The sequence below is a fragment of the Psychrobacter sp. TPE 89C genome, assembly GCF_055522395.1.
Window position 1 is genome coordinate 1 of record NZ_JBVFXW010000055.1, and the last position, 17383, is coordinate 17383.

General features: G+C 44.5%; 16 protein-coding genes. All 16 read left to right on the top strand.

The window, feature by feature from the left end:
- Positions 1-151 precede the first annotated feature (151 nt).
- A complete protein-coding gene (paaA, locus tag ACZW67_RS12560) occupies positions 152-1090 on the top strand; it encodes a 1,2-phenylacetyl-CoA epoxidase subunit PaaA (protein WP_465183524.1) in 939 nt (312 codons plus the stop codon).
- Between the two features lie 23 nt (positions 1091-1113).
- Positions 1114-1404 (top strand): 1,2-phenylacetyl-CoA epoxidase subunit PaaB, encoded by a 291-nt coding sequence (gene paaB, locus ACZW67_RS12565; protein ID WP_045447518.1) that lies wholly within the window; start codon positions 1114-1116, stop codon positions 1402-1404.
- Between the two features lie 15 nt (positions 1405-1419).
- Entirely contained in the window at positions 1420-2175 is a 756-nt protein-coding gene (paaC, locus tag ACZW67_RS12570; RefSeq protein WP_465183525.1) for a 1,2-phenylacetyl-CoA epoxidase subunit PaaC, read from the top strand.
- A 24-nt stretch (positions 2176-2199) separates the two neighbouring features.
- Positions 2200-2700, top strand: coding sequence for a 1,2-phenylacetyl-CoA epoxidase subunit PaaD (paaD, locus tag ACZW67_RS12575; RefSeq protein WP_465183526.1), 501 nt, complete (start codon positions 2200-2202; stop codon positions 2698-2700).
- A gap of 72 nt (positions 2701-2772) precedes the next feature.
- Positions 2773-3831, top strand: coding sequence for a 1,2-phenylacetyl-CoA epoxidase subunit PaaE (paaE, locus tag ACZW67_RS12580; RefSeq protein WP_465183527.1), 1059 nt, complete (start codon positions 2773-2775; stop codon positions 3829-3831).
- 97 nt (positions 3832-3928) lie between these two features.
- Positions 3929-4699, top strand: coding sequence for an enoyl-CoA hydratase-related protein (locus tag ACZW67_RS12585; RefSeq protein ID WP_465183528.1), 771 nt, complete (start codon positions 3929-3931; stop codon positions 4697-4699).
- Complete coding sequence (paaG, locus tag ACZW67_RS12590; protein ID WP_197176949.1) at positions 4699-5490, top strand: 2-(1,2-epoxy-1,2-dihydrophenyl)acetyl-CoA isomerase PaaG; 792 nt, start codon at positions 4699-4701, stop codon at positions 5488-5490. The genes ACZW67_RS12585 and paaG overlap by 1 nt, the downstream gene beginning before the upstream one ends.
- Before the next feature lie 2 nt (positions 5491-5492).
- Positions 5493-7019, top strand: a complete 1527-nt coding sequence (locus ACZW67_RS12595) for a 3-hydroxyacyl-CoA dehydrogenase (protein WP_465183529.1) — start codon at positions 5493-5495, stop codon at positions 7017-7019.
- Between the two features lie 31 nt (positions 7020-7050).
- Positions 7051-8256 (top strand): 3-oxoadipyl-CoA thiolase, encoded by a 1206-nt coding sequence (pcaF, locus tag ACZW67_RS12600; RefSeq protein ID WP_465183537.1) that lies wholly within the window; start codon positions 7051-7053, stop codon positions 8254-8256.
- Between the two features lie 65 nt (positions 8257-8321).
- The gene (gene paaK / locus ACZW67_RS12605; protein WP_465183530.1) at positions 8322-9623 is read left to right on the top strand and encodes a phenylacetate--CoA ligase PaaK; all 1302 of its coding nucleotides are present in this window, start codon (positions 8322-8324) and stop codon (positions 9621-9623) included.
- Between the two features lie 67 nt (positions 9624-9690).
- A complete protein-coding gene (locus ACZW67_RS12610; RefSeq protein ID WP_465183531.1) occupies positions 9691-10626 on the top strand; it encodes a PaaX family transcriptional regulator in 936 nt (311 codons plus the stop codon).
- 51 nt (positions 10627-10677) lie between these two features.
- Complete coding sequence (locus ACZW67_RS12615) at positions 10678-11277, top strand: gamma carbonic anhydrase family protein (protein WP_465183532.1); 600 nt, start codon at positions 10678-10680, stop codon at positions 11275-11277.
- Between the two features lie 117 nt (positions 11278-11394).
- Entirely contained in the window at positions 11395-13737 is a 2343-nt protein-coding gene (gene tynA, locus ACZW67_RS12620) for a primary-amine oxidase (RefSeq protein WP_465183533.1), read from the top strand.
- A 150-nt stretch (positions 13738-13887) separates the two neighbouring features.
- Positions 13888-15312, top strand: coding sequence for an aldehyde dehydrogenase family protein (locus ACZW67_RS12625; protein ID WP_465183534.1), 1425 nt, complete (start codon positions 13888-13890; stop codon positions 15310-15312).
- A 224-nt stretch (positions 15313-15536) separates the two neighbouring features.
- A complete protein-coding gene (locus ACZW67_RS12630; protein WP_465183535.1) occupies positions 15537-16499 on the top strand; it encodes a GMC family oxidoreductase in 963 nt (320 codons plus the stop codon).
- 1 nt (position 16500) lies between these two features.
- On the top strand, positions 16501-17199 hold the full coding sequence (locus tag ACZW67_RS12635) for a GMC family oxidoreductase (protein WP_465183536.1): 699 nt from the start codon (positions 16501-16503) through the stop codon (positions 17197-17199).
- Positions 17200-17383: the final 184 nt, after the last annotated feature.

Genomic DNA, 17383 nt, shown 5'->3' on the forward strand with positions numbered 1-17383 from the left:
AAAAATTTAATATTATAAATATTTATTTAAAACAACAACTTATGAATAAAATAGCTAAAAAATAAAACGATACATAAAAATAGGTATTGATTTTAAAACAGTATCGCTTTAAATTGGATGACACAAACACTTGTTAAAGACGAGGTATCAAATGAACACGCAAGTAGAATTATTTGACAACAAGATTGAAAAGGACATTTCAATTGAGCCAAAAGATTGGATGCCAGATGCTTATCGTAAAACACTCATTCGCCAGATTGGTCAGCATGCACATTCAGAAGTGGTTGGTATGTTACCTGAGGGTAATTGGATTACGCGTGCACCAACACTCAAGCGTAAAGCCGTATTGTTGGCCAAAGTCCAAGATGAAGCAGGTCATGGATTATATCTATACAGCGCTGCTGAAACCTTAGGCGCAGATCGTGACGATATGATGGATAAACTCGTTGCCGGCCGCATGAAATACTCATCAATATTTAACTACCCAACCTTAACCTGGGCTGACATCGCTGCTATCGGCTGGTTGGTTGACGGCGCCGCTATCGTCAACCAAGTGGCGCTTTGCCGGACGTCATATGGTCCATATGCTCGCGCCATGGTTCGTATCTGTAAAGAAGAAAGTTTCCACCAACGTCAAGGCTTCGAAGCCATGATGGTATTGGCGAATGGTACACCTGAACAAAAAGCCATGGCACAAGATGCAGTCGATCGCTTCTGGTGGCCAGTGCTCATGATGTTCGGTCCAAGTGATGATAATTCACCCAACAGTGCTGTTAGCATGGATTGGAAAATCAAACTATTTAGTAACGATGAGTTGCGCCAAAAATTCGTGAATAACACCGTCTCACAGGTGTTTCAACTTGGTCTAACTATTCCTGACAAAGATTTGACGTTTAACGAAGAAACGGGCAACTATGAATTCGGTGAAATCAACTGGGACGAACTCTTTGCCGTGATTGCTGGTAAAGGCCCGTGTAACCATGAGCGTATCGAAGCCCGACGTAAAGCTTGGGAAGAGGGTAAATGGGTTCGTGACTCTGCTGCTGTCTATGCACAGAAACAACACGCCAATACTCAAAAAGTCGCTTAATATTTTTTAAAGGAAAATTAGCCATGGAAAGCAAAAACAACTGGTCACTTTACGAAGTGTTTATCCGTAGCAAACAAGGTCTCAGCCATCGTCATGTTGGTAGCTTGCGCGCGCCAGATGATGAAATTGCTCTGCAAAACGCGCGTGATGTCTACACTCGTCGTAACGAAGGTGTGAGCATTTGGGTAGTGAAATCAGAGCTGATTACCTCATCGCAACCTGAGGAAAAACCAGAGTTTTTTGAGCCATCACTCGACAAGGTATATCGTCATCCTACCTTCTATCAAATTCCAGACGGTATTGGACATATTTAAGGTAGGAGATAATCGATGAATAACCAAGCATTAACACAATTTTTACTTCATGTTGGTGATAGCCAATTGATCCTATCACACCGCTTGTCTGAGTGGTGTGGACATGCCCCTGAGCTTGAGCTTGATATTGCTTTATCAAATATCGGTTTAGACTTATTAGGCCAATCACGTACGGTGCTGAGTCTGGCCGGAAAAATCGAAGGCTTGGGCCGTGATGAAGATAATATGGCTTTTTTACGTACCGAACGTGAATATCGCAACCTATTGCTATGTGAACAGCCCAATGGAGATTTTGCTCAAACGATGGCGCGTCAATGGTTGATGGATCATTACCATGTATTGTTACTTGACGCGTTAAGCCAAAGCAGCCACGTAGATATTGCAGCCTTTGGTGTAAAGTCATTGAAAGAAGCAAAATATCACGTACGTTTCTCAAGCGCCTGGATGGAACGCCTAAGCCTAGGTACCGATGAGGCACACCACAAAACGCAACAAGCGATGAACAACCTATGGCGCTTTACTGCTGAATTGTTTGAACTCACCACTGACGAACAAGCTTTGGTTGATAGTGGTGTCTTACCGAAACTTGATCTTCTAAAAGCTGAATGGTTAGCGCAGATTGAAAGTGGATTGACACGTTTGAACTTAACGTTGCCTGAGATTGGCGCATACCGCCGTGGTGCGAAACAAGGCGCTCATACCGAACACTTGGGTTATATTTTGGCAGAATTACAGTACATGCAACGTGCTTACCCAAATATGAATTGGTAAACATACAAGACAGGGAGTCAAAGTATGCGGTTAATTCCACAAGTCACAGATGCCTGCTGGCAAGCCCTTAATCAGGTTCATGATCCAGAAATACCTGTTTTGACCGTGCTTGACTTAGGCATGATTCGGGGCGTTGATATCAACGCAGATAACGAAATCGTGGTGCGTTTAACACCAACCTATAGCGGCTGCCCAGCAACCGATATGCTAAAAGATGATATTACCAACACGTTTACCGAACGTGGGCTGACCCCTGTAAAGGTGGTGATTGACTTGTCTGAAGCTTGGACGACCGACTGGATGAGTGAGGCAGGTAAGCAAAAGCTGCAAGAATATGGCATTGCACCGCCGCAAGGCGATTCACACAGCTGTGGTACCCACGTGGCGCTAATCGATGGTGTGACCTGTCCCCATTGTCGCAGTCAAAAAACCCAACTGATTAGCGAATTTGGTTCAACTGCGTGCAAGGCGCTGTATAAGTGCCTCGACTGCCTTGAGCCGTTTGATTATTTTAAATGCATCTAAGGTAGGGGTAGTCGCGAGACCGCACGTGACAGTCAGCTCACTAACTAAGCAATATGAAAGAAGGATTTTCGCATGAGTCAATTTTTGCCACTAACTATCAAGTCTATTCAGCCACAAACTGAGCAAGCGATTTGCATTGCATTTGATCTTGCTTCGGAAGTCGCGGCAACCTTTAAGTACCAACCGGGTCAACATTTGACCATCCGTCACATGACAGAAAATGGCGAAATTCGTCGCTGCTACTCAATCTGTAGTGATGTGCGAGAAGACATGAGCATCGCCATCAAGAAGATTGATCAAGGTCAATTTTCTACTTGGGCAAACGAACACCTAAAAGTAGGCTATACCCTAGAAGTCATGCCACCCCAAGGAGTTTTCTTTCAAAAAGCCGCTAAAACTGGTGGTCAAAACTACCTAAGCTTTGCTGCTGGTAGTGGTATTACCCCAATTTTATCCATCGTCAAAACGGTGTTAAATACCCAACCAGATGCTAATTTTACCTTGGTATACGGCAATCAGTCATGGAAACAAACCATGTTCTCTGAGCAAATCATGGACCTTAAAGACCGTTTTAAAACACGTCTACAACTGGTCAATATTTTCTCACGTGAGATGAGTGACAGCGAGATCTTTAATGGCCGTATCGATGCGAATAAACTACAACAGTTGTTTGACTCCCAACTTATCAGTGCTGATGTGGACCACTGTTTTGCCTGTGGCCCAGAAGAGATGATGGAAGCCGTCGAGACCGTATTGCCAAACTTTGGTATCGATCGCAACAACATCCATACCGAGCGTTTCCACACGGGGACTGTCAACAAACCAACCGCCCAGCAAATCGAAAAACGTAGCGAAGAGCGCGTCAATATCATTTTGGACGGACGTGAACTGATCGTTGAAGTGTCAAAACAGGATGACAGCATCCTAGATGCCGCATTACGTGCGGGTGCTGACTTACCCTACGCCTGTAAAGGCGGTGTGTGTGCCACTTGTAAATGTAGGGTGATTGAAGGTGAGGTCGAGATGGCCGTTAACTATAGCCTTGAGCAAGAAGAGTTAGATAAGGGCTACGTACTCAGCTGCCAAGCATTACCTGTATCAGCCAACATACGATTAAGCTTTGACGCGTAATCGCGAGACACTAGCAACTCAGCTATCTATCGTTTTTATATCCAAAGTAGGGTTTGGCAAAAACTCATTATTTCATTGTTTTTATTAGGATTCAGGGATGAATTACATTAAAATCTCCAGCCCAAAAGAGGGCGTTGCACTTATTGAGCTGAATCGCCCAGAAAAACGCAACGCCTTAAATAACGCCACTTTGCAAGAAATCGTTGAACGGCTTCAAGCCTATGATGCTGATACCGATATAAAAGCGGTCGTCATTACTGGCAATGCTGAATGCTTCGCTGCGGGTGCAGATCTTAACGAACTTATTCAACTCGATACCGTTAGCTTACAAACCGACATTCGCCCAACCTTATGGAAGCGAATCGATGAATTTAGTAAGCCGCTATTAATCGCAGTCAATGGCTATGCACTCGGCGCCGGTTTTGAGCTGGTACTGCATGGTGACATCGTGGTCACGGGCGAAAACGCCCAATTTGGACTGCCTGAAATTGGCTTGGGCATGCTACCAGGGGCAGGAGGCACCCAGCGCCTCGCCCGCCTAGTGGGTCAGCAGCTTGCCATGCGTTGGGCGATGACAGGTGAGAGGATTAGTGCATTAAGCGCGCAACAACATGGGATTACCACCCAAATCTGCCCAACCGAGTTGACCGTACAATACACCATTGATCTGGCGGCCAAAATCGCCAAACAAGCCCCTTTGGCCATTCGTGCCATCAAACAGTCACTCAAAACTATCCACGAAGTGAACTTAAGCCAAGGCCTAAAGCAAGAACGTCAGCTATTTGTTTGGCTTGCCGCCACCCAAGATCGTCAAGAAGGCATCCGTGCATTTTTAGAAAAACGTCAACCAATTTTTAGAGGTATGTAATGGACTATCAAACGATTCTCGTCGAAGAAAAAAATGCCGTCGGCTATCTTACCTTAAACCGCCCAAAACAGCTTAATAGCTTTAATGAAACCATGCACAAAGAAGTGGTCAGCGTGCTAAAAGCATGGTCAAAAGACAGTACTATTCGCGCTGTAGTGCTCTCTGCTGAAGGTCGCGGTTTTTGTGCAGGTCAAGATTTAGGCGATCGCGCAGTTGCCCCGAATGCTGATGCGCCAGATTTGGGCCTATCTATCGAGACTTACTACAATCCACTTATTAAGCTGATTACTGACATGCCAAAGCCTGTGATCTGTGCGGTGAATGGCGTGGCTGCCGGTGCCGGCGCGAACATCGCTTTGGCGTGTGACTTGGTATTGGCGGCCAAATCAGCCTCATTTATCCAAGCGTTTTGTCGTCTTGGGCTTGTACCCGATTCAGGCGGTACATGGTTCTTACCACGCGTTGTCGGACGCGCCCGTGCGATGGGCTTAGCCCTATTAGGCGATAAGCTATCTGCTGAACAAGCGATGGCATGGGGCATGATTTGGCAAGTGGTCGAAGATGACGCGCTACGTAGCGAAGCCAGTAAATTGGCCGAACACTTGGCCAGCCAACCGACCTATGGCCTAAGCCTCATTAAAAAAGCCATCAATGTATCCGCGGACAACAGCCTAGAAGATCAGCTAATCTTAGAGCGGGACTTGCAGCGACTTGCTGGCCGCTCCGCCGACTATAAAGAAGGTGTCCAAGCTTTTATGCAAAAACGCACCCCAATTTACCAAGGACGTTAATCATGGAAACGAGGGATTTATCAAACGCAACCATTGCCGTTATTGGGGCAGGCACGATGGGGATTGGCATTGCCCAGTTGGCCGCCATGCACGGTCACACGACCTATCTCTTTGATGTAGATGTTGCCAAAAGTCAAGCCGCCTTAGCGAGTCTGGAAAGCCAACTTGCCAAACGGGTCCAAAAAGGCAAGATGTCCCAAGTGCTACTTGATAGCACCCTAGAGAATTTATCTATTATTACAGATATTAATGAGATGGCAGCGGTGCAGTTGATCGTTGAGGCGATTGTTGAGCGTCAAGACATTAAACAGCAGCTCTTTGTCCAATTGGCTGATATTTGTGCTAATGATACGATTTTTGCATCAAACACGTCGTCAATATCGATTACAGCGATTGCCTCAGCAGTACCAAACCCTGAGCGTGTGGTGGGCTTACACTTCTTTAATCCAGCCCCAGTGATGAAGCTTGTTGAGATTGTTCGCGGTTTACGAACAGCGACTGAGATTACAGATGGTTTATTTAACTTGATGAGTGCTTGGAAAAAGGTACCAGTAATCGCCAAGTCTACCCCAGGCTTTATCGTCAACCGTGTGGCGCGTCCATACTACGCCGAAGGTTTTCGCGCACTGCAAGAAAACGCGACCACGCCTGCGCAGCTTGACTTTATCATGCGTGAATCAGGTCGTTTTGCTATGGGGCCATGCGAGTTGACAGACTTAATTGGTCAAGATGTCAACTTTTCGGTGACCCAAAGCGTCTACCAAGCTTTCTTCTATGAGCCACGTTACCGCCCATCGTTGGTACAGAAAGAATTGGTCGATGCAGGGTGCTTCGGCCGTAAATCTGGCCAAGGATTCTATGATTATAGCCAAACCCCAGCAACCCCTGCCTATACGTTGCCCACCGTTGAAGCAAGCGATGGCGAGCTGCCTACCATTATCGTACGCGGTGATTGGCTTTATGCCAAAGGTTTGGTTGAACGCTTACAAGCTGCTGATAGCCTCACGGTGACTCCTGAAAATGCAGTCCAGAACAGTATCGAAATTGGTGATGTCAGCATCCGTTTATCACTGGGTGAATCCGTGGTGATTGATCATGGTGATGCCAAAGTCATGCTGATGGACTGGCATGCGGACTGGTCACAAGCCAGCGCTGTTGTATTGGCTGCCTCTATGGCCTGTAATGATGATGAACGTGATCTGGTGACGCAAGCCTTTGCCCGCATTGACGTGCATGTTATTTGGACTGCCGACCATCCTGGTTTATATGTTTTACGTACCATTGCTATGCTCATTAATGAAGGCTGTGAAGCAGTGTTACATAACATCGCCTCTGAAGCAGACATCGACGCGGCCATGAAGTACGGCGTGAATTACCCCCAAGGTCCGTTTGAATGGGCACAAATGCTCGGCTACGACACCGTGCTTAACACGCTCAATAACTTACAACGTATTTATGGTGAAGAACGTTACCGTGCCAGCCTGTATTTGGTAAAAAAATCCGTCACCTGTCACACGGCGAGCGCTTAAGCTTATTAATTTATTGTAAGGGGAAATTATGATGCAACAAGTATATATTTATGACGCCATTCGCACCCCAATCGGGCGCTATGCCGGTGGCTTGAGTAGTGTTCGTACAGACGATTTGGCAGCGTTGCCTATTCAATACCTAAAAGCTCAAAACCCAAACTTGCCATGGGATAAGGTCGATGAGGTAGTCATTGGCTGTGCTAACCAAGCTGGCGAAGACAACCGTAATGTAGCGCGTATGGCAACTTTACTTGCAGGCTTGCCTGATAAGGTGCCTGCTATCACCGTTAACCGTCTCTGTGCCTCTGGTATGGACTCGATTGGCATCGCCTCACGTTTGGTAAAAACGGGTGAGGCCGAGTTTGTATTGGCTGGTGGTGTCGAGAGCATGAGCCGCGCACCCTATGTCCAATCAAAACCGACCAGTGCCTTTCACCGCGCACCAGAAATTTTTGACACCTCCATCGGTTGGCGTTTTATTAACCCATTAATGAAAGCAGCGTATGGTGTTGATAGCATGCCAGAAACTGCCGAAAACGTGGCTGAAAAATATCAGATCAGCCGCGAAGACCAAGATCTATTCGCGCTACGCAGCCAACAAAAAACTGCCGCTGCCCAACAGGCGGGTCTCTTTACCGAAGAGATCTTACCAGTTGAAGTCAAAACGAAAAAAGGCAGCGTGATTGTTGACCAAGACGAACACCCACGTGCAGATGCTAGCTTAGAAGCTCTTGCTAGTCTTAAAACCCCATTTCGCAATGAGGGTGGTTCAGTGACTGCGGGTAACGCATCAGGCATCAATGACGGTGCTGCTTGTGTACTAATGGGTAGCGAACGCTTTGGTCAAGCACACAATCTAACGCCGCAAGCGCGTATTGTTGGTATGGCGAGTGCTGGTGTCGAGCCACGCTATATGGGTATTGGCCCTGTGCCTGCAGTACTAAAAGTACTTGAGCAAACCGGACTAACATTAAGCCAGATGGATGTTATCGAGCTTAACGAAGCATTCGCCGCGCAATCCCTTGCCGTGATTCGCGAACTGGGTCTTACTGATAATGATGTACGTATCAACCCAAATGGTGGGGCCATTGCGCTAGGTCATCCTCTAGGAATGAGTGGTACACGTTTGGTCATCACCGCAATGAAAGAATTAAAACGTCGTAACGGTAAGTATGCGTTATGCACTATGTGTGTGGGTGTGGGTCAAGGTGTGGCAATGGTGATAGAAAACGTCTGATCACGGCTTTAACCGAGTTTTTTAATTGGAAATGTAGTCAGGATGACTACGAAAAGGAGTTTTACATGAATCATAACGTTATGGAACACATCGAAACCGCGTCAGTAGACGAATTGCGTAGCGTACAGTTGAAACGTTTGAAAGAAACACTCAAACACGCATACGAAAACAACCCTGTATATAAGAAGAAATTTGATCAAGTAGGTGTCCACCCAGAAGACTGCCAATCATTAGAAGATTTAGCCAAATTCCCATTCACCACCAAATCAGACTTGCGCGATAATTACCCGTTCGGTATGTTTAGCGTCCCACGTGAACAGATCGTCCGTGTTCATGCATCATCAGGTACTACTGGCCAACCTACCGTGGTCGGTTATACCAAGCAAGATATCGTGACTTGGTCGGATGTCGTAGCACGCTCACTGCGTGCGGCTGGCCTTACTAGTAAAGATAGTATCCAAGTATCCTACGGTTATGGCCTATTCACTGGTGGTTTGGGTGCGCACTATGGTGTTGAACGATTAGGTGCAACGGTTATCCCAATGTCAGGTGGCCAAACTGACCGCCAAGCCCAGCTAATCCATGACTTTAAACCAACCGCATTAATGGTTACCCCTTCTTACTGCTTGAACATTATTGAAGCATTAGAGAAGAAATTTGGTACAGCCAAAGACTGTTCTATCAAAACCGGTATTTTTGGGGCTGAACCGTGGACTAACGCCATGCGCCAAGAAATCGAAGCACGCATGGGTATTGATGCGTTAGATATCTATGGTCTGTCAGAAATCATGGGCCCAGGTGTCGCCATGGAATGCTTAGAATCTAAAGACGGCGCAACCATTTGGGAAGACCATTTTTACCCAGAAATCATCAACCCTGAGACCGGGGAGGTGCTACCAGACGGCGAGCTTGGCGAACTAGTGTTTACCACCATTACTAAGGAGGGTATGCCCATCATTCGCTACCGTACCCGAGATTTGACCCGCTTATTACCAGGCTCTGTACGCACCATGCGTCGTATGGAAAAGATTGTTGGTCGTAGTGATGATATGATGATCATCCGCGGCGTCAATGTGTTTCCCTCGCAGATCGAAGAACAAATTTTACAAATATCAAAATTACTGCCAAACTACCAAATTCATATCATCAAGCACGGCCACTTAGACACCCTACGTATCCATGTTGAGTCACGTAGTGATGCCAGTGATCTTGAAGTGATGCAATTGGCCAGAAAACTTGAACAAAAAATAAAAACCATGGTGGGTATCAGCGTTCAGATAGACGTCTTACCACAAGGTATGCTACCTCGTTCTGAGGGTAAGGCTCAACGTGTTGTTGACCTACGCAATATCGCTGTGCCTGCTTAATGTAGTTAACCTCGCGCGATAGTCTCTTGGGTATTGTTGCGTGCTTTTTAAATAATGAATAAATGACATGAACGCTAAACTAAAACAATATATCAATGAGCTTATTTGTGAAGACGTCTTAAGTGGCACCTCGTTAATTATGTCAATCTTTGGTGATTGTATCTTTCAACGAGGAGGGGTTATTAGTTTAGCCAGTCTGATTCAACTCATGGATGTGTTCGGTTTCAACGAACGTTCCGTGCGTACTGCGGTGTTTCGCTTGGTGCAAAATGACTGGTTAAGCTCCGAAAAAATCGGACGTACCAGTTACTACCGCATTACAGAAGTCAGCCGTGAACGCTTTGCTGCCGCCCATGAAAAAATTTATGGTTTAAATCAGTGTGAGTGGGATCACAAATGGGACTTGGTGTTATTAAGTTCGGTTGAGCTTGGAAACAAAACACTCCTCAAAAAAGAATTGGAGTGGTTAGGGTTTGCCAATATTACCACCAATCTCATGGCCTATCCTAGCTGTGATGAACTGCAGCTGCAAAACTTACTGTTTAAGCTCAATATGACTGAACAAGTGGTAGTGTTTCGTGCTGAAGCCTTGCACTTATGGCAAGAGTCATACCCAACACTCAAGCGTATGATTGAGGTGAACTGGCCCATCGAGCAGCTGCACCAACGCTATGATAAATTTATTAACGATTTTCGTAATGTTTTAAGCCTCATTGAAGATGGTGATCTTAATGAACTACAAGCGTTTCAAATCCGCATTCTACTGATTCACCAGTACCGACGTATCTTATTAAAAGATCCGAATTTACCTCTAGAACTATTGCCATCGGATTGGCTAGCACTGACCGCGCGTAATTTGACCAGTAATGTGTACCAAATGATTATTAGTTCGTCTGAAGAGTTTTTTCTTAACATTGCCCGCACTGCTGAGGGGACTATGCCACCAGCACGGCCACAGTTTTATAAACGCTTTGGCGGGTTAAAGTATGCTGAAGAAACTTAAGCGAATGATGACTTTAAACTTTGTTTGATATTTTTTGATAAGGAAACGATGATGCCTTGCTATGCCATTGACGGTGTAATACCCGTTATTAGCCCAGATGCTTATGTTCATCCAACTGCCGTGATCATCGGCGATGTTGTGATTGAAGCAGGTGTATATATTGGTCCATTCGCTTCATTACGTGCTGATTTCGGTGGTATTCGTGTTAAAAAAAACGCCAATATCCAAGATAATTGCATTATACATGGCTTTCCCAACCATGTAGTAGTGGTTGAAGAGTATGGACATATTGGACATGCAGCCATTCTACACGGCTGTATTGTGAGAAAGAATGCACTCATCGGAATGAACAGTGTCATTTTAGACCTCGCAGAAGTAGGTGAAAATAGCATTATTGGTGCTAATAGTACCGTCAAAGCGAAGATGATCATTCCGCCAAATGTCATGGCATTAGGCAGCCCCACAAAAGTAATAAGAGAACTTGAACAAAAGGAGTTGGCTTGGAAAGCTCATGGTACTCAGCAATATATAGATCTTACCAAACGTTGTTTGCACTCTTTAAAGGAAGTTGAGCCTTTAACCATGGATGCAGGCGAGCGGTTAACACATAAGCAATTTAATGCTCAACATCATATCAAATCAGAACTTTGATAATAAAGGCCATTAATAATCCCAGCTTATAAGTCTAATTTAGATCCGTAAGCACAAAGTAACAATGAACACCGAAAACACAATCTCTTTCTACCCTCAATGACAAGGACGTTATTTATGACACGCTATCAATTTAGTCGCCAGCACCAGGAAGATGTTACTGCCAACAGTCGCATCAAATCTCATCACAATATCACATTCAAGTCTGCCTTAACCGCGTTAGTCGCCAGCTTAGCTTTTATTTATAGTGGTCAAGCACTGGCACATGGTGGAGAGGTGCACATGGTTCCGATTGAGGAAGCAATGTCTACAGCGGGTGCAGAGGTCACCTATGACAGTTATGCTGATATGTATACTATCACCAAGAACTCTACACGAGTACAAATCAAACCCAGTAGCTCTACTGCCATGGTGAATGGGAAGTCTTTAAAGATCACCAACCCACTGGTCATGAAAGATGGCCAAGCTTTGGTGCCCGACACCTTGGCCAATGAAATACTCCAATCCAATTTAGACCAAACCTTTAAAGTAGAGAGCATACCGCATCCACTCAATACTTTGAGCAGTGACGAGATTAACAAAGTCACAGCCATTATTCGTAAAGCCAAACCTGAACAAAAAAACTCACGGTTTGCTGATATTCGCCTAAAGCAACCTGACAAAGATGCCGTTTGGCGTAACGTGATCGATAAAAAACCTTATACAAGCGACCGTGTGGCAACGTTTACCATCTTAAAAGGCAATACGGTCATTGAAGGGGAAGTCGATTTAAGCAAAAACACGCTGACAAGCTGGAAAGTTTTAGAGAACACTTTTGGCATGGTACTGGTCGATGACTTTATGGCCATACAAGACATCATTCAAACTAGCCCAGAGTATAAAGCCGCACTGAAAAAACATGGGGTAGACGATGTGACCAAAGTGGTGGGCACACCGTTGACAGTTGGGTATTTTGGGGGAAAAGATGGTCTATTAGACAAGCAACAGAGGATTCTAAAAATTGTCTCTTACCTAGATGTCGGCGATGGCAACTATTGGGCACATCCGATCGAAAATTTAGTAGCAGTGGTCGATTTAGATAAGAGCAAGATCATTAAAATCGAAGAAGGCGGTGTTATTCCAGTGCCGATGACCCCGCGCCCAATTGATGGTCGCGATAAAAAGGTTGTGACCAATAAGCCACTGAACATTATCGAACCAGAAGGGAAAAACTATACCATCACTGGTCGAAACATTGAGTGGAACAATTGGAAATTCCATATTGGTCTAGACAGTCGTACCGGTTTACAGCTCAGTACCGTAACCTTTAAAGACAAAGGCGTAGACCGTAAAATCATGTATCAAGGCAACTTAGGCGGCATGGTAGTCCCTTATGGTGACCCCGATATGGGTTGGTACTTTAAGTCTTATTTAGACTCTGGCGAATATGGTATGGGCACCTTAACCTCCCCGCTAGAAAGAAACGTTGACGCACCAGAAAACGCGGTACTCCTTGATGCGGTGCTTGCAGATTACCAAGGCAATCCTTATACCATTCCGAATGCCATCGCCGTGTTTGAACGTTATGCAGGTCCTGAGTTTAAACATCAAGAAATGGGACAGAAAAATGTCAGTACTGAGCGTCGTGAGCTGGTCGTACGCTGGATCAGCACCATCGGCAACTATGACTATATTTTTGACTGGGTGCTTCAGCCAAACGGTACCATTGGTATCAATGCCGGCGCTACTGGTATCGAGGCGGTCAAAGGTGTTATTGCAAAAACCATGCATGACCCAAGTGCTAAAGAAGACACACGTTATGGCACACTGATAGACCATAACATCGTTGGCACCACGCATCAGCATATCTATAACTTCCGCTTGGATATGGATGTCGATGGCGAGACTAACAACATCAAACGTATAGAGCCAGTCGTCGTACCCAATGTGCGCAGTGGCCCGCGTACCAGTGCAATGGAGACTCGCGAGACGACAGTAGTGACAGAAACTAAGGCGCAAGAGAATTTTGACCCTACTACTGTGCGTTTAATCAGTAATGCCAGTAAAGAAAATCGTATGGGCAATCCAGTGTCTTATCAAATGATTCCATTTGCAGGTGCCACTCATCCCATTGCGAAAGGCGCTAACTTTGCAGACGATGAGTGGTTATTTAATCGTCTTAGCTTTATGGATAAACAAATTTGGGTCACAAAATACAAGACGAATGAGCTATATCCAGAGGGTACTTATCCCAATCGCTCTGATAAAGATACAGGGCTAGGCGCCTTTGTTGCAGATGACGAAAACATTCATAACAAAGATTTGGTGGTGTGGCTAACCACGGGCACTACGCATATAGCCCGGGCTGAAGAATGGCCTATTATGCCAACAGAGTGGGTGAATATTCTGCTGAAACCATGGAACTTCTTTGATGAAACCCCTTCATTAAATCTTAATCAAAGTAAAGACGATAGTAAGTAAACCTGACGTGTTGTTAACATAATGGGCTTTAATGTGGCACTCATATTGTTGCATTAAGGCCCATTGTTTTTAGCGTTATTAAATCTACTATTTTTAAATCATGCGGGTCAATTCTATAGACAATAGATCCTAACAATAAGAGGATAAGTAATGGAATCTTTTAATTTAATTATCGGCGGTAAAAGCGTTGCCACTACCGATTATTTTGATGTCATCAACCCTGCTGATAAATCTGTTATTGCCTGCTGCCCAAAGGCTAGTGTGGCTCAACTAGATGAAGCAGTCGCAGCAGCCAAAGCTGCGTTCCCTAGTTGGTCAGCACTCACCTATGCAGAGCGCCGTGACCACTTAATGCAGCTTGCTGATGCGGTTGAAGCTCATGCTGATGCGCTTATGACAATGCTGACCAAAGAGCAAGGCAAACCCACAAAAGGTTTTGCCGATTTGGGTGCAGGCTTTGAATTGGGTGGTGCATTGGCTTGGATACGTGCGACTGCCAGCATGGCGTTAGAACCAGAAATCATTCAAGACAATGACTTGGCTCGGATAGAGTTACATCGTAAGCCACTGGGCGTTGTAGGCTCAATTACCCCATGGAATTATCCCTTACTCATCGGTATTTGGCACATCATTCCTGCTTTGCTCACTGGTAATACCGTCGTCATGAAACCGTCTGAGATGACCCCATTGACCGTACTATGTTTTGGTGAGATTGCTAAAAATATTTTGCCAGCAGGCGTATTGAATGTGGTAACTGGCAAAGGTGATATTGGTGCGGTGATGTCTGCACATGTGGATATTCAAAAGATTGTATTTACAGGCTCAACCCCAACGGGCAAGGCCATCATGAAAAGCGCTGCGGTGACTTTAAAACGTTTGACGCTTGAGTTAGGTGGCAATGACGCTGGTATTGTACTGGCGGATGCTGATATTGAAGCCATCGCGGGTAAGATTTTTGCAACCTCTTTTATCAATAATGGCCAAACGTGTGCCGCCCTAAAACGACTGTATGTGCATGAATCCGTGCACGATGAGTTGTGTGCAACCTTGACCGCGATTGCCAAAAGCATGAAGACAGGTAATGGGCTTGATGAAGACACCGACTTTGGACCTCTACAAAATGAGGCACAATTAAATATTGTCAAAGCCCTTGCTCAAGATGCCAAAGAGCGCGGTGCAAACTTCTTATGCGGCGGAGAAGTGGTAGACGAGACTGGCTATTTTTATCCCATAACGTTGGTGAGTCATATCAATGATGGCGCAAGATTGGTTGATGAAGAACAGTTTGGACCGATTCTACCGATTATTAAGTTTAGCGATGTCGAAGAGGCGATAGCCAGTGCCAACCGCTTATCTGTTGGACTTGGCGGTTCAGTCTGGTCGACAGACATCGAAAAAGCACAGAGTATCGGCTCACGTTTAGACTGTGGCACTGTGTGGATTAATAATCATGCCATGGTGCAACCCGATGCTCCGTTTGGTGGTGTTAAAGACTCTGGGTTTGGTATTGAGTTTGGAGAAGCTGGTCTCAAAGAGTTTACTTCTATACAGACCATGCAAATTTTTAAATCTTGATAGATATTTATTACATAGCAAGCATCTAGTGACCGCTAGTTAAATGCAAAAAGTATGGCTGAAGTAGAACAGGTAGTGAGTACTTATCTTTAGAGATGCTAAAAGCATCAGATTACATGGTTGTTAGTAGAAAAATCAGTTATCTGAAGATGGTTAGTTAATCTAGGATTGAAATAGGCTCATCTAAAATAAAGGAATATAGCTGACAATAAAAAGGAGTTTTAATGTCTACTAAAAATAAGTCAAAAAGTATTTCACGTCGCAATTTTTTAGGATACACCGCAGTTGCTTCAGGTGTACTTATGTTATCTAAAGGTGCTATAGGTGCAAGTATTAATCCTATAGATAGCCATAGTAAGGAATTCGATTATGTGATTATTGGCGCAGGTTCAGCAGGCTGCGTACTTGCGAATCGTCTAACTGAAGACGGTAGTCAGGTACTTATTATTGAAGCAGGAGGTCCCGATAACAGTGAAATGATATCAACACCTATGCGTTTAATTGAGCTATGGGGTACCGAATATGATTGGGACTATAAAACTATACCGCAAAAAAATGCACACAATCGCGTCTTAAATTGGCCACGTGGTAAAACAGTGGGTGGGTCATCTTCATTAAATGCCATGATTTATGTGCGAGGTAATGCATCTGATTATGATCATTGGGCAAATGACTTGGGTTGTGATGGATGGTCTTATAATGATGTACTACCATATTTCAAAAAGTCAGAAAATTACTCACGTGGTCCAAGTGTCTATCATGGCGGTGACGGGCTACTTCATGTTACTGCAGATTTTACTCCTCATCCAGTCACGAAAGCGATAGTTGATGCTGCTGTAGAGTCTGGTATCTCTTTTAATGATGACAGCAATGGGGAGACACAAGAAGGGGTCAGTTATACTGATTTAAATACGAAAGATGGGAAGAGACACTCCACAGCAGTCGCTTTCTTACGGCCAGCTCTCAATCGTCCTAATTTATCATTAATAACTAACTCACGTGTCCATAAAGTAAATATAATAAAGGGTGTGGCGACAGGTGTTACATATCGTCAAGAAAGCACTATCAAAACAGTCAAAGCTAAAAAAGAAGTGATTGTATGTGGCGGTGCGATTGAATCTCCTCGTATTTTGATGCTATCAGGCATTGGGGCAAAATCAGAGTTAGAAAAGCTTGGTATTTATTAATGTGATTATCGATAGCCCCGGTGTAGGTAAAAACCTCCACGACCATAACTTAAGCCCTGTAATATATGAAGGAAAGAAGGAAGTTCCACCACCAAGTGACATGTCTATTCAAGTATTGCATGCTCATATGTTTGCAAAAACTCAGACAGCTCTACCAGGGGCCGATATGCAGCCACTTTTTTTCCATGTTCCTTATTACGTACCTGGTCAAGATAGTTCCATTCAAAATGCATTCTCTCTAGTAGCTGCAGGAGTTAGACCGACCTCACGCGGTAGGATTACACTAAACAGTTCTAATCCTGATGATAAGATGAATATCGATCCAAATGTACTTGATACACAATATGATGTCGATACATTAGTGACTTCGATTAAACAAATGCGTAATATCGCAAACCAACCAGCCTTAAAAGAATGGCGTGGTCGAGAAATATATCCAGGTGAAGAGGTTAAAACAGATGAACAAATTGCAGAGTATGTGCGTTCGTCAGTTGTCAGTTACCATCACCAAAATGGCACCTGTAAAATGGGAAGTGATGGTTTGGCAGTGGTGACACCACGATTAAAGGTTCGAGGTGTTAAAAGACTGCGTGTGGTAGATGCCTATATTTTCCCGTTCGTTATGGCTGGTAATACAAATGCACCCACAATTATGGTAGCAGAGAAGGCAGCTGACATGATTAAAGAAGACAATACATAAACTATGTATGGAGTCAGATATCCAAATCGGACTTTATATTAATATCTTTCAGCCTTTAAAAATAAATCAAACCCCAATATTAAGCTCCTTACCTAGATAAAAATATGTGATCGATAAAGCCTTTCAAGCTATGAAATATTAAGCTTGAAAGGCTTTTTTGTATTTTTAGGATGGTGGATTATTT